Raw genomic sequence first — 19,576 nt, 5'->3', positions numbered from 1 at the left:
GTTAAGGATAATGCAGTAAAATGAATCACGAAGAGTTTTCATTTATAAATCAAGACTACGCTTTTCATCAAAAGTCGCAGTCTAGAATTAGCGATAATGATGCTTTGCTTGATAGGTTTTTAAACGAGAAAAACTTAGATAAGGCACTGTTATTGTGGCTTGAAGGCTCTTCTGATTCTCCCATTTCTTGGACCAAAGAATCGCTTGGTCCTTACTTACAACGAATTATTGTTGAACTCGATCAATTAATTTCTCAGCAACTAAATAGTATTATTCATGATGCGCGCTTTCAAAAGATAGAGGCTAGCTGGCGTAATCTATGGTGGTTAACCCTTCAAACAGAACAATACGACAAAGAAAATAAAGTAAAAATAAAAGTATTAAACTGTGATTGGGCAACCCTCTCTAAGGATGTCAGCAAAGCAATAGATTTCGACCAAAGTTACTTTTTTCAGTTACTTTATCAAAGTGAATTTGATAGTGCCGGTGGTGAGCCTTTTGGTGTGGTAATTGGCGACTACGAAATTAGTAATATGCCTTCTAATGGCACTATTTATAACGACATTGATACTATTAAAGAAATCTCGCGTACCGCAGCAGCCGCATTTTCTCCTTTTATATGTTCAGCGTCTCCTAATCTCTTTGGCGCAGATAGTTTTTCTGATCTTGGGTATTACGCAGATTTATTTAATCAATTTGAACAGCCTGAATATGTAAAATGGCAAAGCTTTAGAGAAATGGAAGAGGCGCGCTTTGTTGGTTTAACGTTGCCACATGTTTTAGTAAGAGCACCTTACAGCAACGATGGTAAACGCCATCAAGATTTTTATTTTAAAGAACAAATTAAAAACCCCGAAACAGATATGCTATGGGGTAACGCTGCGTTTCAGTTTGTATCAACAATAGTTAGAGCGTACTGTGATAGTGGCTGGTTTGGGCATATTAGAGGCATAGAGCCAGGAAAAGTGTCAAAAGGGCTAGTTACAGGCCTCGCCAAAGATAGTTTTGCAAATGATACATACCAAAAAGAAGCAAAACCACCACTCGATTTATTAGTGACAAGCAAATTTGAAAAACAGTTTTCTGAACTTGGTTTTATTCCAGCCTCATCAGTAACCAATACTGAACATATTGTTTTTTATAGCAACGCCTCGGTCCAAAAAGCAAAAAATTACGAATCTAGTGCAGCTAACATTAATGCGCGCCTTTCATCTATGTTGCAGTACATTTTATGCGTATCTCGTTTTGCACATTATTTAAAAATATTAGCACGGGACAGAGTGGGCTCCTACATAAATGCCCATGCGTGCGAACGTGACCTACAGTCATGGATCAACAATTATACAACCGCGTCAGACTCTGCATCAGAGCAAATCAGAAGTAAATACCCACTGAGTAATGCGCGTATTAAAGTAAGTGAAAACAAAGCAAACCCAGGTCATTTTTTTTCTGTTTTACAATTACAACCCCATTTTCAATTAGATCAAATGGTCTCGAGCATTAAATTAATAACAGAGCTCAGTCCTCACCACAAAATAAAGGAATAACCATGAAGAAAATACATAGCTCGATTCGCGAGGGAAAACTAACTGAAGCACTCTCTTTATGTGCTACAGAGCTTCAAGATGAGCCTTTGAATTTTGACATAAGAAGTATCTATGCAGAATTACTTTGCATCAATGGTGATCTAGAAAAAGCAGATAAACAACTCGACTTTATGGTTCAAAAGAATCCTGAGTTTGCTGTCGGTGCTGTAAATCTTAGACATTTGATCCGTGCTCAGCAATCACGAATAGACTTTTACCAAGGTAAAGGCATCCCTAAATTATTTCATGATGCTGATGAAATAGACACATTGTTTTTAAAAATGCATGTTGCATTGCTAGAGGGCGACATAGGCGAAGCAGCTGAGCTTTCTGCGCAAATGGAAGCTTTAAGAGTTAAGACGTTAAGTGATGCAGAGTCTGTGGCACGCGACTTGGACGATACATTAAACCCTTATTTAGAGGTACTAGGCACAAATGGTGAATTCTACTTGGCAAATTTTAATGAAATTGAGTCGATAAAAGTAGAGCCTGTAAGTTCAGTTTTAGAAAGTATTTGGCTGCGCGTTGAAATAACGATTAAAGAAGGCCCTTCAGGTACAGCGCACTTACCGCTTGTCTATGCCAATGCTGAATCGGATCTAGAAAAATTAGGTCAGGTCACGGATTGGGTTGAACTAAAAGATGAATTTATTATTGGAAAAGGCATGAAAATGCTGTTTGTGAATGATGAAGCCATCACAATTCCTAATTTAAAAATTAATGCTGTAGAAGCAGCATAATTTATATTTGAGCAATAATGATAGAACATAAGCAGCAGCTTCAAGCATCAATTTTAGATAGGCTCATTGATGATGAGCCTGACTTTCAAGATGCCCCATCGCGTACCGAAGGGATCACAATAAGTGAGCTACGCAAAAATGTGCGAAGAGACATAGAAGCGCTGCTCAATGCCCGAATACAATGGCATACGTGGCCTGCACAATATAGTGAGCTTGCTACATCGTGTTTATCGTACGGTTTACCTGATTTTTCAAGTATGTCGGTCAGTTCGCATGAAGGCCGAGCACTGCTATGCGAGACAGTTAAAAACACTATTTTAAAATTTGAGCCACGATTTTTAGAAGTTGAAGTATTTACTGATGAGGAAGTGCCGGTTAACCGCGTTTTAAACTTGCGTATTAATGCGCTCTTATACGCTGATCCTGAGCCAGAATTTATAAGCTTTGATTCAGAAGTAGAGCCTGTGAATTTAGGTATGAAGATTATTGAGGCATCATTATGAACGATGAATTATTAAAGTATTACAATCGTGAATTAGCATTTGTGCGTCATTTAGGTAAAGACTTTGCTGAAAAATACCCAAAAGTAGCAGGTCGCTTAAAGCTCAGTGAAGATCATGTTGAAGACCCTCATGTATCACGACTTATTGAATCGTTTGCATTTTTAACTGCCAATATTAGGCAAAAGCTAGATGACAGTTTTCCTGAATTAACAGATGCTTTGTTAGGTCAAATGCTCCCAGATTACCAAGCACCTATCCCTTCTATGTCGATAGTAAAACTAGAAGCCGAAAACCTTTCAACCGCAGGTGTTGTAATTCCAAGAGCAAGTGAGGTTGAAACTAACGTGGATTCAATGAAGCAATGTAAGTTTCAAACCTGTTACGAAACCTACCTTTGGCCCATTGAAATTACGAAAGCCCAGTTTGATAACAGTCCTTTTGTTGCCCCTAAGCCGCGTTGGCATGAAAAGGCAAAGTCTATATTTAAGTTAGAGCTTACTGGTGAATATAAGGGTGTATCACTTGCTGAAACGGGTTTAGAAAAACTTCGTGTATATATAAACGGGCAATGGCACCATACTCTTAAAGTTTATGAACTTTTATTTAAACACAGCATTGGTTTAGCCGTAGATAATGGCGAAGAAGGCATCAAATACTTATCAAAAAACCAATTAAAAGCGGTCGGGTTTGAAGCACACGAATCCGTTGTCCCTTACTCTCAGCGCTCTGCTGCCGGGTATCGATTACTGGTTGAAAACTTCACCTTTCCTGAGAAGTTTCGTTTTTTTGAACTTGAAGGCATACGCGGTGCATTGCCTAAAAACTCCAACAAATGTGATATTTATATATACCTTGATACCGAATCAAGTGAGCTTGAAAAACAGGTTGATGAGGATATGTTTTTGCTCGGTTGCACGCCAATAATTAACTTATTCGAACAAGAGCTTGAGCCAATTCGCCCTGAAATAAGCGAATACGAGTATCAACTTGCACCACGTTATATGGATTCAGAAATTTCAGAAGTAATTGGTATTTCAGAAGTTATAGCGTTTGATCACAAAGGTAATAAACAAGTCGTTGCACCATTTTATGGACAAACTCACCCAAATTATCAAGGTCATGAAGATTTATTTTGGCATATAAGAAGAGAGACGGCGTCGTGGGCGGGCGGATATGTAGAGTCTGGGACTGAGACATTTATGTCATTGGTAGATGCAAAATTTGAAAATAGTGCGATGGAGTATGGTGAAGGTAACTCTGTACTGACTGTACGCGCACATTGCAGTAACCGTAATTTACCTGCAAGTATGCCATTTGGCGACGATGAGCTTGGGTTGCTGATGCCAGAACGCGGCGATGTGATTAAAAAAATTCGTTGTTTAGCGCCTTTTACGCATGCAGTGAGACCCGTATTAGCTGATGCAACGCGCTGGCAGCTTGTTAACCATTTAACGCTTGATACTTTTAGTGGTGAAGATGCGTGTAATAAATTAAAAGAAGTACTTCGTCTATATGACTTTAGAGCATCGCCTCAAACCAAAGGCCTTATAGACAATATATATCGCGTTAGTATTGAGCCTGCAACTGCACGTGTTATTCAAAAAGGCAGGGTAAGTTTTGTAACTGGCAGCGAAATAGAAATTACTTTTGCTAACGATGACTTTTCGGGTAGTGGCATGTTCTTTTTTGCAGCTGTATTGGATCATTTCTTTGCCCAGTTTGCCGCTATAAATAGTTACACACGTTTGAGCTTGCGTTTAAAAGAGCAAGAGCAAATATATTATCAGTGGCCTGCACGCGTAGGTGATAGACCATTACTATGATAAAGCAACTGATCGCTCAAGCTTCTCAAGTCGATTTTTATAAAGCGGTTTTTATTATTGAAAACCAGCTTAAAAAGCGTGGCTTAGATTATCGCCACGTAGGTTACGATAGCAACCCAAAGCAAGAACTAATAAAATTTACAGCAACGCAAAAGTTTGGCTACCCGGGAAATGCAATTACCAAATTAGAAGAAACTGACTTTGAAGATGGTTTGCACAAGGTCAATATGCAGGTTTCATTTATGGGGTTAACTGGCTGCTCTGGTGCATTACCGCAATTTTATAGTGAACTGGTTATGCAAAGGCTGCGCTATAAAGACACGACCATGCGCGATTTCTACGACATGTTTAATCACCGTCTGATCTCTTTGTATTACCGAGCTTGGAAAAAATATAAGCCTTCATTAAACCATGTAAACAATGACAAAAATAAAGACCCATATACCAAAATTTTGGGGCTCCTAAGTGGTGGCTATAATGAACATCAGTTGCATTTTTCGGGTCTGTACAGCCGAAAAATTCGCAATGCATTTGATTTACAAAGTGTGCTCAGTTCATACCTTGGCTGCGAAGTGAAAATAAAACAAATGGTTGGTCAATGGCATGAACTTCACCAACAAGAGCAAACTCGTCTTGCAAGCCAAGTACTATTTGAAGGGCAGCATGCTCAGTTAGGTGTAGATACCATGTTAGGTAAAAAGGTTTGGGATGTCTCTTCTAATATTGAAGTGCATATAAAATCAAACGATCCAAAAAAAGCAAAACTTCTTTTACCAAAAGGGGCTTTGTTTGAACTAGCAAATAAAATTACGAAAGACTACGTTGGAAATTCAATTCAGTTCCGCTTAGTTATTGAAACTGACTTTCAGTATTTAGGCGCCGCTCAGCTGGCTAAGAATGACTGCCAATTAGGCGCAAATTCTTTTTTAGCGGTACAAAATAACAAATCAAAATCTAACCCTACTAAGTTATCGTTTAAGGGATAATTAAAATTAAAAGGAACACTGTATGTCTTCGATGACACTCAATAAATTAGTTGAAAAACTAAGCCCTGATTGCAGAAAAAGCCTAGAGGCGGCGGTTGCAATTTGTAATAGCAGAAGCCACTTTACAGTGGAGCTTGAACACTGGTTACTTGCCATGATTGAGCAGCAACTAGATGACGTTAGGCTTATTTTTGGCTCTTTTGACATTGATATAGAAAAAGTAAAACAAGACTTAAATCAATCTCTAGAAGCGTTTAAAACCGGTAGCGAGTCATCACCTAGTTTATCTGTGCATGTTACGAGTCTATTAAAGCAATCTTGGTTAAGTACCAGTATTGAGTTTACTGATAACCAAATTCGCAGTGCCTACGTTATTTATACGCTTGTAAAAGACGATACCTTGTCGAGCTTGGTAACACGCTGTAGTAAGTTATTTAATAAAATAGAGCCAGGGCAGTTACTCCATGCATGGCCAGAAATAGTCGCTCAATCGCAAGAGCGTAATCACTCAGTACAAAGCACGGCTAGCCAATCGGCTACAAACTCTAAAACACCGAGCCTTGATCAGTTTACTGTTGATTTAACGGCGCAAGCAAAAGCCGGAAAAATAGATCCTATTTTGGGCCGCGACTTCGAAATTCGCCAAATGGTAGATATTTTAACTAGGCGTCGTCAAAACAACCCAATTTTAACCGGTGAAGCGGGTGTAGGTAAAACAGCTGTAGTTGAAGGCTTAGCTTTAAGAATCGCACAAAAAGATGTACCGGCTGTGCTACAGAATGTGAAAATTCACAGCTTAGATTTAGCACTATTACAAGCTGGCGCTGGCATGAAAGGCGAGTTTGAAAATCGTCTTAAATCATTAATTAACGAAGTGAAAAATTCAGTTAACCCAGTTATTTTATTTATTGATGAAGCTCATACGATGATTGGTAGCGGTGGAGCCGCAGGCCAAAACGATGCTGCTAACTTATTAAAACCAGCACTAGCCCGTGGCGAGCTTAGAACCATTGCTGCTACAACGTGGGCTGAATATAAAAAGTTTTTTGAAAAGGATGCTGCGCTAACACGTCGTTTCCAAGTGGTGAAAGTAGAAGAGCCAACGCCAGAAAAAGCCGTGGCTATGTTACGTGGTTTAGTACCTGTGATGGAAAAACACCATAAAGTGTTTATATCTGAGCAGGCTCTTGAAAGTGCAGTGCACTTATCGCATCGCTATATTACGGCAAGGCAATTACCCGATAAAGCCGTGGCATTATTAGATACTGCCTGCGCACGGGTGGCAATGAGCCAAGCATCTACACCAAACACTATAGAGCAACTTGTAAATCGTTTAAGTGAAATAGAAACACAAGTGCAGATGCTACACCGTGAACAAAAAACAGGTTTAGATCATTCAGTGCAATTAGATACACTTAAAACTGAACTTGTAACTATTGAAGAGCAGTTAGCGCCATTAACAGAGCAATTTAAAGTAGAAAAAGAAATTGTTGCTGAGCTTAATAAGGCACTCGAGTCTATTAACTCAGATCAAGAAAATTCATCAGATGAAATTTTAGCCAACCTTAAGCAGAGCAAAGAAAAGTTAACTGCTTTTGAACATAATATGGTTCATTGGCAAGTGGATGAAGAGCTTATTGCACAGGTTATATCAGATTGGACTGGCATCCCTGTAGGTAAAATGCACGAAAATGAAATACATGGCATTTTAAACCTTGCACAGGAAATGAAAAAACGCGTAGTAGGGCAAGATCACGCGTTAGATTTAATCGCTAAAGTAGTGCAAACATCTCGCGCTCAACTAGCAGATGAAAGCCGACCTAATGGCATTTTTATGCTGGCAGGCCCAAGTGGTGTAGGTAAAACTGAGACTGCACTATCGCTAGCGCAGGAGGTGTACGGCAGTGAAGAGAATGTCACTGTTATTAATATGTCTGAGTTTAAAGAAGAGCATAAAGTGTCGCTACTGCTTGGTTCACCTCCTGGTTATGTAGGCTATGGCGAAGGTGGCATATTAACCGAAGCCGTAAGAAGAAAACCATACAGCGTAGTACTGCTTGATGAAATGGAAAAAGCACACCCTGGTGTACAAGATATTTTTTATCAAGTGTTTGATAAAGGTACAATAAAAGACGGTGAAGGCCGTGATATCGACTTCAAAAATACAATTATAATTATGACCTCAAATGTGGGTACTGATACCACTATGAGCTTATTTGAAGACGAAGAAAGTAAGCCAAGTATTAAAGGCTTATTAAAAGCATTACAAGATGATTTACTCGCATCATTTAAGCCTGCTTTTTTAGGTCGTATTAATGTAATTCCGTACATCCCTCTAAGTGACGATATTCTTTCAGAAATTGCCTCATTACAAATAGCGAAAATTGTAAAACGCGTTAATAAGCATTACGACGCTGAGCTTAAATATGAAAGTGACGTAATAGAATATATTATTGATAATTGCCAAAATGCAGGGTCCGGTGCTAGGAACATACACACTATTTTGCAAAATAAATTATTGCCTTTATTATCTGAAGTTTTACTTTCAAGCATGATTGATGATAAAGAAATAAATAGTATAAAGTTGTCTGTAAAAGATAATGAATTTGATATTGAGTTAAATTAAAGTTTATTTAAATTAACTCTCTATTAAGGTTGTTTCTTTATTTTTAGGGTATTATAATTTTGTTGCCTTAAATCACTACATGGAATTTTGAGACATTGTCTTCATCTAAGGAAAGGAATCTGAAGGCCTTTTCATTGCTGTATTAAAGATAATGATTTCAAAGGAATTTTTGGGAAACCAAAGTAAATAATCCAGTCTAAATGGATAACATTGTTTAATTAAAAGGAGCATTATCAAATGCAAGCAAATACATATTTAAAATACGGTTCAATCAAAGGCGAAACTACAGCTGAATCTTTCAAAGATTTAATCACAGTATTATCTTTAGATTGGAACGTAAGCCGTGAAATTAGTGCAGCAACTGGTACAGCAATGGACCGTGAGTCTAGCTCTACTCGTCTTGGCGATGTAACTATCACTAAACTTCAAGATAAAGCATCTCCGGATCTTTTCAAAGAAGCAACTATTGGTAAAGGCCTTCCAGCTATTTTCCATATCACTAAACAAGGTGATAAAGTTGAAGAAATCATGAAAATCGAACTTACAGATGCAATGATTTCTAGCTACTCTGTATCAGTTCAAAACGATCGTCCTATTGAAACAATCACTATCAGCTACACAGAAATGATGATGACTGTTACTCCAACAGACGACAAAAATAACATTACTGCTCCACTTGTATACGGTTACAGCGGTGTTAAAGGTCAACAAATGTAATTTTTGTTACCTTATAATGGCTCTGGGCTTTTGCTCAGAGCTTTTTTTGATCTTTAGGATGGGAAAGGCAAGGAATGCAACAAGCAACACAAGATAATAACGTAATTCAAATTAGCACCCCTGCTGGTAAAGATGCCCTCTATTTAACCCGATTTGTTGCCCAAGAGGCAATGTCAGATTTATTTGTTATGTCTGCCAATATGTACACGATTGGTAAACAAATAGCGCACGAAGATTTAGTAGGTAAGCCTGTATCTATTAAAGTAAAAAATGCTCAAGGCGGTGGTGAGCGTTACTATCACGGAATAGTAAGTCACTTAGTATCAAATGGTAGCCGCACAGCTGATGTAGAAGAACAAAAAAACTATATAGATTACCAAGCAACTATCGTCCCGTTTGCAGCATCAATGCGCAATCGTAAAAACAGCCGAATTTTTCAAAAGAAAACTATTAAAGAAATTTTTGCTGACTTATTTGGTCAGCATAATGTTGCCTTTAGTGATAAAACCAGTAAAACATACCCTAAATATGAGTACTGCGTTCAGTATCAAGAGTCAGACTTTGACTTTATCCAACGACTTTTTCAACAAGAAGGTATTTTTTACTTTTTTGAGCACACCAATAGCAACCACACACTGGTACTTGCAGATGATATAACTGCATACGAGGTATGTGACGAAGCGAAAGTTGTTTATTCAACTGGCCATTTAAGCGAATCACACGTATCGCGTTGGCAGGGTGGTTTAAGCATTGCACCTGGCAGCTTTAAACGCGTTGGTTACGATTTTAAACAGCCATCACGTTATCCAGACGGAGAGCAAGCAAACCCAGAGCTCCCGACGCAATCAGTATCAGAAATTTTTGAATACACAGGCGAGCAAGAATGCCACCCGCGCGCAGCTAACTTAGCATCTGTTCAGCTTGAGTCATTACAGCGAGACATGAAGCTTTCTAGTGGTCGTAGTGACTGTCGCTCATTCACTGTGGGTAAACTCTTTAGCTTTAAAAAGCACGAAGACCCACGCCTTGAGGGTAAAACATTTGTCATAACCTCTATGATGACCTCAATTACAGTGCCTAACCAATCTGGTTCGCAACAGTCATCGGTAGAGGAAGTTTATTCAAATCATTTTGAATGTGTCCCAAAAGAAATCCCTTACAGAGCACAAATAAATAAGAAAAAACCGGTAATTAGCGGTGTACAAACTGCAATTGTAACTGGCGATAGCGCCGATGAGATAATGATTGATCAATACGGGCGCGTAAAAGTGCAGTTTGATTGGGACCGAGAAGGCAAAAAGGATTCAAAAAGCTCATGCTGGATCCGTGTAGCGCAAAACTGGGCGGGTAAAAAGTGGGGGGCGTTTTTCTTCCCACGAGTTGGCCAAGAAGTACTAGTAGACTTTATAAATGGCGACCCAGATCAACCTATTATTAGTGGCGCTGTTTACAATGCAGATTTAATGCCTCCGTACGCATTACCTGGCGAAAAAACACAAAGTGGTATCAAAACACGCTCTACTAAAGAAGGCGGGGCTGATAACTTTAATGAGCTAAGGTTTGAAGATAAAAAAGGCAGCGAACTTGTTTATATTCAAGCAGAAAAAGACAAACAGCTTTACGTAAAAAATGACCAAAACGACAAAACAGATCATGACCATAATATTGAAATTGGCAACGATCGAAAAGTTGATATTGGCAATAATGAAACCCTTAAAGTGGCTAAAAACCGCAGTGATGATATAGGTGAAAACGACACATTAAAAGTGGGTAAAACACTTAATATTGAGGCGGGTGACGAAATAGTAATTAAAACTGGCTCTGCACAAATTAAAATGAGCAGTAGCGGTAATATAACTATAGAAGGCACTAATATAGATATTAAAGGCAGTAATGTTAAAGTTGATGGTAGTGCCATTACTTTATCTGCCGGTATGATTAAATTAAATTAGTGCAATTATGGAAATAATAAATAGCTTTTACTCAGGGTATAGAAACGGAGTTAATAATAATGGACATGTTGTATATTGTCGTTATGGATTACCTCATTTAATTTGTTTGCCAATAAATAGGCCTGATGATCCGTTGCTAAATCCTGCATTAACGCATTTAAAAGCGATGAACGGTTATTACGCTAATCAGTTTTTAAGTAATTTACATAACGCATTAAATAGTGAAGATGTTATAGCCGCTTTGTATCAATATGCTTTGCAAAGCTCTGTATCTATTTCTGATTATAATAAAGCGGAATTAATTGATACGTTATCGGGTTTAGTTGCTCAAAGTAAGTTATTAATTATTCCTTTATTTGATTAGGTTTATTGTTAAAAAGTAAATAAGACAAGGAGTCTTTATGGGTAAGCCCGCAGCTACAATTGGTCATATGCATGTATGCCCTAAAACAACAGGTACAGTCCCTCATGTTGGCGGCCCTGTTGTGGTTGGCTCTGCTAATGTATTAATAGGTGGAATGCCCGCGGCACGTAAAGGCGATATGTTAGTATGTGTTGGCCCACCCGACAGCATAAAGTCAGGATCTGGTAGCGTAAAAATTAACGGTAAACCCGCAGCTCGAATGGGTGATGATAGCTCCCACGGCGGAAAAATTGTAGTTGGCAACCCTACTGTATTAATAGGTGGCTAACTTTGCTGTCTACCTACTTAAGTAATCATCAAGCACAACTGCTCAATATAAGTAAGGCGCAGTGCTGCCCTTTTACTTCGGTAGGTTATGTAAAAACGCTCAAAAAAAAGCTGTTAGAAATAACCTGGTTAACCGCTAAAAAAAACAATACTCCTCAATGTTTTACCCAGCCCGATTTAACTCAACTTAGTGCTTTAGTAACTAGCGAACAGAGTCTTGATGTAATTTCTCAGGCATGCATAGAAGTGATGGCTAATTTACCGCAAACAATTAACCTTGCTTTTATAAACGCTTTGCTAAACAGCCCGTCCTTGCATGGCTTAGCAAAGGCAGTTATTTATAAAGTTTTATTACAGCAACACAGCTTTAATTTAATTGCATTAATTGATTTAAATACTCTTTATTTTGCGTTAGCTAATAGCGCTGAACAAGAGGTAACAACAGCCGAAACAGTCGCGCTTATCAGCGCGTTTAACCCTAATGCCAATATAAAAGTGTTAAAACATGTGTTTGATGAGCTATATAAAAGTGGGCTTGTTAATTCACCGTTAATGTCGCTTTTTTTATTATCACTAAGTTGGGAACAGGTAAACGCGTTAAGTAACTACGCAAGCCACGTTTTAACAATAGATGATACGTTGCATGTGCTATTACAAAGTGGCTATGTAAAGCTAGTGCCCTTAGCGTGTATGTCGTTAAGCCAAGTAGAAAACCCAACAGCTATTATTGCCCTAATAAGGCGTATGCTTGGTGATAAGCTCGACTTACTCGTAAGCTATGACATTCAATTAAGTGCGTTTAATGCTGAACAACAAGCACTAGATGCCTTCAAGCAGCAGTTACAGCAAAATTGGCCTAAATACGAGGAAAAGCTTTGCGTACAACGGTTAGTAGCCGGTAAAGCACTTAATCATAAGTTAAACGCAATAGAAATGTCGGCAATGGACTGTTATAGCCAAGCAATATTTAATTTGTATACCTACTACAAATCGGTGGCTAAAAATGTAAAAGCAGAGGCGCAAGCATGAAGGCGTTTAATGTAAACGTAAGCTGTTTTTTTACGCCTTTGTCGCAAGACATAGATACATTGCTATATGAAGGTACCCCAAACCCACCTAACGGTGTTAATTGGCAATCATGGAATGCCTGTATTTATGATTGCATAGTAATAGCAAAAGAGCTTTTTGCAAAAGTAGAAGACTCAAACTTGCCACTTGTATGGTTATTGCCAGCACTGGCGTACCAAGATGAGCTAAAGCAGCTTTTAGCAAAAAGTTTTAAACAGTTGTTCCCTGAGCATGTAGAGCACTTATTATTTTATGGTGCTGTTGGTGCTAATACGTTAGTGCAAATGGCGGGGCAAAAAAAATGGGCTAAAGCAAATGTTATAGCCATTGACGCAACCTATAAAGCCGATAAAAACAATGAGTGGGTATACTTAGGAGTGGGTGGTGCACTCGCGACTATTGAAACGGTTAAAAGCGGCTGGATGCAAGTAAGCCATAAGCTTGCCCCTTCAATCGATTTTATAAAGCACGACCAACTAGGCGGTATATTTTCAAATATTGCACAGCATAATAAAGACTACATAGACCTTATTTTTGCTCCAGGTAACGGCATACATCAGCAAAGTGACGTATGGCTTACTAATTTACAAAGGCTCAGCAGTTTAATTAATGAGCATACACACTATGAATTACCTAATTACAAATTAGGTAAAATGGGTGCGCTTGAAGGACTTGTCAATTTATATCAATTGTCCTCAAGCCCGGCTATTGTAAATCACTTTAAACACGCGTTAGTGATTTCTCAAGAACAATCAAAATATCAGGCCGCAGCATCATACTTATGGATAAGTGAGGAAGTACACAACTAATGCAAAGTAATACGGTTGTTTTACAAGGAACGAGTTACCCCATTTGCCTAGTTGCTGGCAAAGGCCAAACGCCGTCAGGTTATGTGCCAACTGTGGCAAACACCCCAGATACAGCTAAACAACAAATAGCTCAAATTGGTGGTGCGTTAACGGGTGACGCTGCCAAACGTCTTGATGTAATTAATTTACTAAATAGTGCAGGCATTAACTGCCCACGTAGCGCCTCTGCCCGCGAAACAGCAAGCGTACTTACCCAAGCCTTAGTAAGTGGCGCAGTAACGTGTTACCACCAAAAAGCAAAGTCGGCCATTCAAGTAAGCGATAATACCAATAGCGGAGCAGCGGGCAAAAAGTCGAACAAAAAATCAAGCTCAACCGCATCGGGTAAAAGCGCAACGCAAGCACCTGCAAAAAATACGGGTGCTGCAAGTAATAACACCGCAAGCGAAGAGCCCATTACAAACCAAGAGTGCCGCTCAGATCCTGTATCAATGCTGTCGGGCGAAGAAATTCTCCCGCTTATCGACTTTACCCTAGCAGGCAGCCGCCAATTAGTGTGGCGACGTTTGTACCGCTCATCTCATGCTGATGTGTGCACAACTATGGGTAATGGTTGGCGCCATGATTTTATGGCAAGCCTTACGGAGCATTACTTACCGCCGCCAAAAGTGGGCCCTAAGCAAAAAGGCACCTACTGGTTAGAGTACCAAGACGAGCACGGCGCTAAACATAAATTTGAAAAGGTAAAGCCTGGTCAATCAAGCTATCAGTTAAGTAGTAACCTTGCACTGCATTACCAAACAAATGGTAAGCAAGTACTAGTAACGCCAGATGACCAACACCTTACGTTTAAACCAGGTGAAAGCGCATGGTTGCTTGAAAAAATAATTAACGAAAAAGGCCAAAGCATCGCGCTTTATTACGATGCAAAAGAGCGCCTACACCGCATAGAAGTAAACAAAGTACGTGGCTGTATAATTAGCTACAACGCGCAAGGTTTATTAAGCAAAATAGCAGCGTACTGCATCGATAAAAACAACAAACAGCAATTGCTATCGCCATTATTAGCAAGCTATGAATACGACGAAAACAAAAACCTTGTTAAGGCTACTAATCAGCAAAACGAAACTGAGCGCTACGCCTATAATGCCGCTAACTTATTAACAAAGCGTACCCGAGCCAGTGGCTTTAGCCATCATTTTGAGTGGGATAGCTACTCACCTAGCGCTAAATGTATAAAGCAGTGGGGCGATAACAACACCTATACTTACCAGTTTGAATACAACCTTGAGCGCGGTGAAACAACCTGTATAGACTCTCGCGGCCACAAAGAGCACTTTGTACATAACGCACAAGGTAAATTGGTAAAACATACCGACCCTAACGGCAACGTTTGGCAATATACATACAATGCGCAAGGCCAAAAGCTCAGTGAAATTAAGCCCGATAACAGCACAACGCGCTATAGCTATACACCTTATGGCCAATTAGAAACAATAACGCAGCCAGATGGTAGCCAAACCTATTTTGCTTACAACCAACTTGGGCAACGTGTATTAACTACCTTACCTGATGGCCAAACCATTACGCGTAAATACAGTGTGGCTGGCTTATTACAAAGCGAAACCTTTGGCGATGGCCGCACCACATTATACAGCTACGATAAGCTTGGCCAGTTAACCCAGCATATTAATAAAAACGGCCAAATCACCAAATATATTTGGAACGAGCAAGGCGAGTTATTAGCAAAACACCATAACGATGAGCTAATACGTTACAGCTACGACAGCCTAGGCCGCGTAAATGCCACAATTAACAACGCAGGCTTACTCACTCAGTATAAATACAATGACCACGGCCAGCTTACACAGACCATTGCCTTTGATGAAAACGAGCCTGAAAATAAACAGCATCAATATTTTAGTTACGACGAAGCAGGGCGATTAATTAGCTCGCAAAACAGCAAAGGCGATACCACAGAGCAGCACTTTGAAGGGCTAAGCCAGCCGCATTGTGTTATTCAGCCTGATGGCAGCGCGCTGCATTTAACGTACGACAAAGAGCGAAACTTAACAGCCATCGAGCGAAGCGACGGTCACGTATACCGCATAAGTTACGACGCGAACGAAAACCCTACACAAATAACCGGATTTGATGGCACGCTACAGCAATATAAATACGATGCCTGTAACCGCTTAACTTCAGTAACACAAAGCAACAAACGCCATGTAAAAATAGAGCGTGACAGTTTAGGCCGTGTAACTGCGCAGCATGCAAGCCTTGCAAGCGACTCACATATCATTAATAACGCCAATTACTACAGCTACACAAAGCAAGGTAAAATTGCGCGTGCACATAATGCGCAATCAACACTTAAACAACGCTTTGATAAAGGCGGCAGGCTACTGTGCGCCGAGCAAGTAAATAACCAGCAACAAGCGCATACCTTAAAATACAGTTACGACGAATACGGCAGAAGGCAAACCCTGACACTGCCAGATTCAACCAGGCTAAAATACAGCTACAACCAGTTTGGCCAGCTAAGTGCTATTCACTTACAGCAAGCCAATAGCAAAGAGGGTGAGCTCGCTGAGCCGCTTGTAACACTAGGCTACGACAGCCAAGGTAATATTAACACCCAGCAGTTTGGTAACAGTATTACCCTTACTCAACAGTTTGATGTATTCAACCGTTTAACGCAGCAACAGCTTACACACCCAGCGCAAACATTATTTGATACCTGTACGTACAATTACGACAGCGTAAACCAACTTATAGCCCGTAAAAACGAAGGCGTAAGCAGCCAAAACATCAATTTTGAATACAACAGCCTAGGGCAGTTAATACAACAAACACTGGCAAGCTCGCGTGCTGATACAACCACAAACTACCAGTGGGATAGCTTTGGTAACCCGCAAAGTCAGACTGTTCAATCAAACACAAGCGATGCAGACCTTAGAGATACAGGCGAGCAGGGTATAGAACATGATGCAGCCAGTAATGAGCATAAAGCCAGTTCTTCTATTGATTTAACACACGCCACCCATAGCGAATACAATGAGTTAGCACCAAACATTAATGAAAGTAGTAGTAAAAATAGTAGTAACGCTGACTCAGCAGCAAACAATGAAAGTACTAACAACACTATAATAAACAGTGCCACCGAGGCCGACCGCCTAACACACTTTGGCGACAGTGACTTTTGCTACGACGAGTTTGGTAACCAAATACGCGAAACCGGCAAAGGCATTAAAACCCGCCGTGAATACAACGCGTTTAATCAGTTAAGCTGTTTTAACAACAACGGCACGCTCACCGAGTACGACTACGACCCACTCGGTCGTCGTATTGCTAAGCACACTGAGCACGGTAAAATTGACTACATTTGGGATGACAACCAGTTAATCGGCGAATGCCAGCACGGTGAGTATACGTGGTATATCAACTTGCCAAATCAATTTCATCCAGTAGCGCTGATTAAACAAGGCGAGGTGTACTACTACCACCTAGACCAAATTAATACCCCGCGTTTTGTAACCAACAACAAAGCAGAAGTCGTATGGGAAAACCAAGCAGATGTGTATGGTTTTGAAGAACCAGAAGCCGAGCCTGAGTTTAATAAAGAAAATACCTTCACTCAGCCAATACGTTTTCAGGGGCAATATTTAGATGAAGAGAGCGGCTTACATTATAACCGCTACCGCTACTACAGCCCTAAACAACAACGCTTTATAAACCAAGACCCGATAGGGCTTGTGGGTGGGATAAACCACTATCAATATGCGCCGAATCCAGTTAATTGGGTGGATCCGTTTGGGTTGAGTTGTAAGGACGGAGGTACTAAAAGGGTTGTTTTTGCTGGCCATGGTATTATAGATGAGACTAAATCTGCAATAGTCCCTGTGGGAAGTACTCTAACGGTATATGCGTTTAATGGAGCGACAATAACGGATGATCTTGGGCAATTAATAGAAAGTGGCGGCTCTTTAAATAGCGATGTATATAAAAAGGTATATGTTGCTGGTGATGTTATTCCCGGGTATGTTTTACTTGATAATCCTGGAGATATAGAGCTTCTTGATAGTTCAGTTCAAGTTTCTAAACCAACAGATATATCAGAACTTTTAGCCGAAAATGTAGGGGATTGCCATTGGGCTGCATGTGCTTCAATCTTTGGGCATGAAAACGAGAATGTGATTCACCATACTGAGGGCATTTTCAAAAAAGAATCAAATAAATTTTATCAATTGCAAGAAGACGGAACTTGGGAGGATTTACCTGACGATAATAGTAGTGATTCTAATCGAGGTCCTGTAGATAAAGGTAGCCGAGGAGAAATTTCTCCAGACAAAAAACAAACTAAAAAGTGGAATAAAAAAATTGTCGAAGATAGAGTTGTGTACCAAAGAGGTGACTTGTTCAATCCTATATATAAAGATAAGTTTGGGAAAACAAATATTGAGCGAATGAAAAAAGGAAAGGCACCCATAGGTTATGATGGTGAGGAGGTGAACCTTCATCATCTTACTCAAGATGAGCCTGGCTCTATGGCTGAACTAGGTTCGGTTTTTCATAGCGAAAATGATAGGTTTCTTCATATTTATACAAACCAATATGATAAATCTTATAAAGGATCAGATAACGAACGGCATCGTTATAGTAGTGCTCCACCTCCTATGGATAGAAGACCATTTAATAGATGGAAGAAAAAATATTGGAAAAATCGCGCAAATGATTATGAATAAGGTGATATATGTCTATTGAAAAGATTAATTTAGCAATAAAAATGATGGAAAGTACTGGAGAAGAGATTTTAACTACAGGAGGAGTGACTAGTTCATTGATTCAGCAAGCAGAGCAAAAACTAAAAATAAAATTCACTGAAGATTATAAATACTTTTTAGAAAAATTTGGCTGTTTAAGCTTTGAAGGTGAAGAGTTTTATGGTTTAACCCGTGATGGGCTAAATTCAGACGCAATTCCATGTGTTATTTTTGCTACTGAGTCAGCGAGAATGCGTGGAGATATTTCCCAATCAATGGTTTACGTAAAGTCTTCAGGTTATGGTCCGTTGTTTAGTATAGACTTATCTGGTACTGATTCTGTTTTTCCTGTAGTGGAAACCAGTTTGTCCTATAAAAGAGATAAAGAAGTAAACATAGTGGCTGAGAGCTTTGGGGACTTTTTTTATAACGAAATTAAAGATGCAATTGAGGATTTATGATTTTATATAACTGGGAGTGATGATGTTTTATAAAAAAAACGATATTCGTGTTGATTTGTTACAAATGGTTGAGCACTTTCAAAGCGAAGAAGAGAAAGATGCTTTTTTCGAATGGTTTACGTTAGCTTTAACTAATGTAGAAATTATTAATAAGCTCAGACATGTAGAAATTTGTCATATTTGTAATGAATTTATGACTTTAAAGTCTACTGGTGAAAAGTTTTCAAGTTATGAATTTAGAATACCTAATGGAGAGTCAGATCTAATTGTTAGCTCTGCAATTTTACATTTTATTTCTGTTCATAATTTAATTCCGAATAAAGTCATTATTAATGCATTAGAGAAAATTAAACCTATGATTAATAAAGAAAATATCTGATATTTTATATCTGGTTTCAGTGCATTGCTTAGTACTTGACTCTTCAGTTATTACTGCTCTATGAAACCTGTATTGTAAATTACCTAAAGTTAATTATTTATTATGATTTATATAAACACGACCCACTTAACACTCTAAGAGGTTGCTTCATTTACGCTAAAAAACAACCCCAGCAAGTAATTTAAAGAAAAATGAGGTGATGAGTATGTAAGTCGCGCAATGTCATTATGGGGTGGAGTTGAGGAATGTTATTCAAAAAGTGAAGTGTGTAATTTCACTGCACAAGAGCTTTTATTTGCAATGAGCTATGAATATGCAGTTGCTCCTTACAGCTCTGAGAATAATAACGCTATGGAATAAACAAGACACCCATCTGAATAAACAAGACACCCAGCTTAATTTTAGAATAAACAAGACACCCATCTTAATTTTGCAGTTTAGCAAACGTAGTACTAGGCTTTTGTCAGTATAA

The 19,576-nt window shown here is 39.2% G+C and carries 15 protein-coding genes; all 15 read left to right on the top strand.

Going from position 1 to position 19,576, the window contains the following annotated elements:
• The first annotated feature begins 20 nt into the window (after positions 1-20).
• Positions 21-1,547: a type VI secretion system contractile sheath large subunit gene (gene tssC / locus CWC16_RS12425; protein WP_055018329.1), complete on the top strand. Its 1,527-nt coding sequence runs from the start codon at positions 21-23 to the stop codon at positions 1,545-1,547.
• 2 nt (positions 1,548-1,549) lie between these two features.
• On the top strand, positions 1,550-2,326 hold the full coding sequence (locus tag CWC16_RS12420; RefSeq protein WP_138541754.1) for a type VI secretion system accessory protein TagJ: 777 nt from the start codon (positions 1,550-1,552) through the stop codon (positions 2,324-2,326).
• A gap of 17 nt (positions 2,327-2,343) precedes the next feature.
• Complete coding sequence (gene tssE, locus CWC16_RS12415) at positions 2,344-2,829, top strand: type VI secretion system baseplate subunit TssE (protein ID WP_055018327.1); 486 nt, start codon at positions 2,344-2,346, stop codon at positions 2,827-2,829.
• Positions 2,826-4,652, top strand: coding sequence for a type VI secretion system baseplate subunit TssF (gene tssF / locus CWC16_RS12410; RefSeq protein WP_138541753.1), 1,827 nt, complete (start codon positions 2,826-2,828; stop codon positions 4,650-4,652). The genes tssE and tssF overlap by 4 nt, the downstream gene beginning before the upstream one ends.
• Complete coding sequence (gene tssG, locus CWC16_RS12405) at positions 4,649-5,638, top strand: type VI secretion system baseplate subunit TssG (RefSeq protein WP_138541752.1); 990 nt, start codon at positions 4,649-4,651, stop codon at positions 5,636-5,638. The genes tssF and tssG overlap by 4 nt, the downstream gene beginning before the upstream one ends.
• 22 nt (positions 5,639-5,660) lie before the next feature.
• Positions 5,661-8,264 carry a type VI secretion system ATPase TssH gene (tssH, locus tag CWC16_RS12400; RefSeq protein WP_138541751.1) on the top strand — a complete coding sequence of 868 codons (2,604 nt, stop codon included), beginning with the start codon at positions 5,661-5,663 and terminating at the stop codon, positions 8,262-8,264.
• 237 nt (positions 8,265-8,501) lie between these two features.
• Positions 8,502-8,981 (top strand): Hcp family type VI secretion system effector, encoded by a 480-nt coding sequence (locus CWC16_RS12395; protein ID WP_024032870.1) that lies wholly within the window; start codon positions 8,502-8,504, stop codon positions 8,979-8,981.
• Positions 8,982-9,055: 74 nt separating this feature from the next.
• A complete protein-coding gene (locus tag CWC16_RS12390; RefSeq protein ID WP_055018323.1) occupies positions 9,056-10,933 on the top strand; it encodes a type VI secretion system Vgr family protein in 1,878 nt (625 codons plus the stop codon).
• A gap of 7 nt (positions 10,934-10,940) precedes the next feature.
• Positions 10,941-11,297, top strand: coding sequence for a hypothetical protein (locus CWC16_RS12385; protein ID WP_138541750.1), 357 nt, complete (start codon positions 10,941-10,943; stop codon positions 11,295-11,297).
• Positions 11,298-11,334: 37 nt separating this feature from the next.
• On the top strand, positions 11,335-11,625 hold the full coding sequence (locus CWC16_RS12380; protein WP_055015739.1) for a PAAR domain-containing protein: 291 nt from the start codon (positions 11,335-11,337) through the stop codon (positions 11,623-11,625).
• A gap of 2 nt (positions 11,626-11,627) precedes the next feature.
• Positions 11,628-12,653, top strand: a complete 1,026-nt coding sequence (locus CWC16_RS12375; protein ID WP_138541749.1) for a hypothetical protein — start codon at positions 11,628-11,630, stop codon at positions 12,651-12,653.
• Positions 12,650-13,501: a hypothetical protein gene (locus CWC16_RS12370; protein WP_138541748.1), complete on the top strand. Its 852-nt coding sequence runs from the start codon at positions 12,650-12,652 to the stop codon at positions 13,499-13,501. Before CWC16_RS12375 ends, CWC16_RS12370 begins: the two co-directional genes overlap by 4 nt.
• The gene (locus CWC16_RS12365) at positions 13,501-18,246 is read left to right on the top strand and encodes an RHS repeat-associated core domain-containing protein (RefSeq protein ID WP_138541747.1); all 4,746 of its coding nucleotides are present in this window, start codon (positions 13,501-13,503) and stop codon (positions 18,244-18,246) included. Before CWC16_RS12370 ends, CWC16_RS12365 begins: the two co-directional genes overlap by 1 nt.
• A gap of 8 nt (positions 18,247-18,254) precedes the next feature.
• Entirely contained in the window at positions 18,255-18,725 is a 471-nt protein-coding gene (locus CWC16_RS12360; RefSeq protein ID WP_138541746.1) for an SMI1/KNR4 family protein, read from the top strand.
• 22 nt (positions 18,726-18,747) lie between these two features.
• Entirely contained in the window at positions 18,748-19,104 is a 357-nt protein-coding gene (locus tag CWC16_RS12355) for a DUF7919 family protein (RefSeq protein ID WP_138541745.1), read from the top strand.
• Positions 19,105-19,576: the final 472 nt, after the last annotated feature.

Source organism: Pseudoalteromonas sp. S3776 (genome assembly GCF_005886915.1).
In the GTDB taxonomy this organism is placed as follows: domain Bacteria; phylum Pseudomonadota; class Gammaproteobacteria; order Enterobacterales; family Alteromonadaceae; genus Pseudoalteromonas.
Note: the sequence above shows the minus strand (reverse complement) of the source record. Positions and strands in the feature narration are given on the sequence as shown.

Excerpts from the sequence above, each read along its gene's own strand:
- tssC (WP_055018329.1), top strand. The coding sequence starts at position 21 with ATGAATCACGAAGAGTTTTCATTTATAAATCAAGACTACGCTTTTCAT.
- CWC16_RS12420 (WP_138541754.1), top strand. The coding sequence starts at position 1,550 with ATGAAGAAAATACATAGCTCGATTCGCGAGGGAAAACTAACTGAAGCA.
- tssE (WP_055018327.1), top strand. The coding sequence starts at position 2,344 with ATGATAGAACATAAGCAGCAGCTTCAAGCATCAATTTTAGATAGGCTC.
- tssF (WP_138541753.1), top strand. The coding sequence starts at position 2,826 with ATGAACGATGAATTATTAAAGTATTACAATCGTGAATTAGCATTTGTG.
- tssG (WP_138541752.1), top strand. The coding sequence starts at position 4,649 with ATGATAAAGCAACTGATCGCTCAAGCTTCTCAAGTCGATTTTTATAAA.
- tssH (WP_138541751.1), top strand. The coding sequence starts at position 5,661 with ATGTCTTCGATGACACTCAATAAATTAGTTGAAAAACTAAGCCCTGAT.
- CWC16_RS12395 (WP_024032870.1), top strand. The coding sequence starts at position 8,502 with ATGCAAGCAAATACATATTTAAAATACGGTTCAATCAAAGGCGAAACT.
- CWC16_RS12390 (WP_055018323.1), top strand. The coding sequence starts at position 9,056 with ATGCAACAAGCAACACAAGATAATAACGTAATTCAAATTAGCACCCCT.
- CWC16_RS12385 (WP_138541750.1), top strand. The coding sequence starts at position 10,941 with ATGGAAATAATAAATAGCTTTTACTCAGGGTATAGAAACGGAGTTAAT.
- CWC16_RS12380 (WP_055015739.1), top strand. The coding sequence starts at position 11,335 with ATGGGTAAGCCCGCAGCTACAATTGGTCATATGCATGTATGCCCTAAA.
- CWC16_RS12370 (WP_138541748.1), top strand. The coding sequence starts at position 12,650 with ATGAAGGCGTTTAATGTAAACGTAAGCTGTTTTTTTACGCCTTTGTCG.
- CWC16_RS12365 (WP_138541747.1), top strand. The coding sequence starts at position 13,501 with ATGCAAAGTAATACGGTTGTTTTACAAGGAACGAGTTACCCCATTTGC.
- CWC16_RS12360 (WP_138541746.1), top strand. The coding sequence starts at position 18,255 with ATGTCTATTGAAAAGATTAATTTAGCAATAAAAATGATGGAAAGTACT.
- CWC16_RS12355 (WP_138541745.1), top strand. The coding sequence starts at position 18,748 with ATGTTTTATAAAAAAAACGATATTCGTGTTGATTTGTTACAAATGGTT.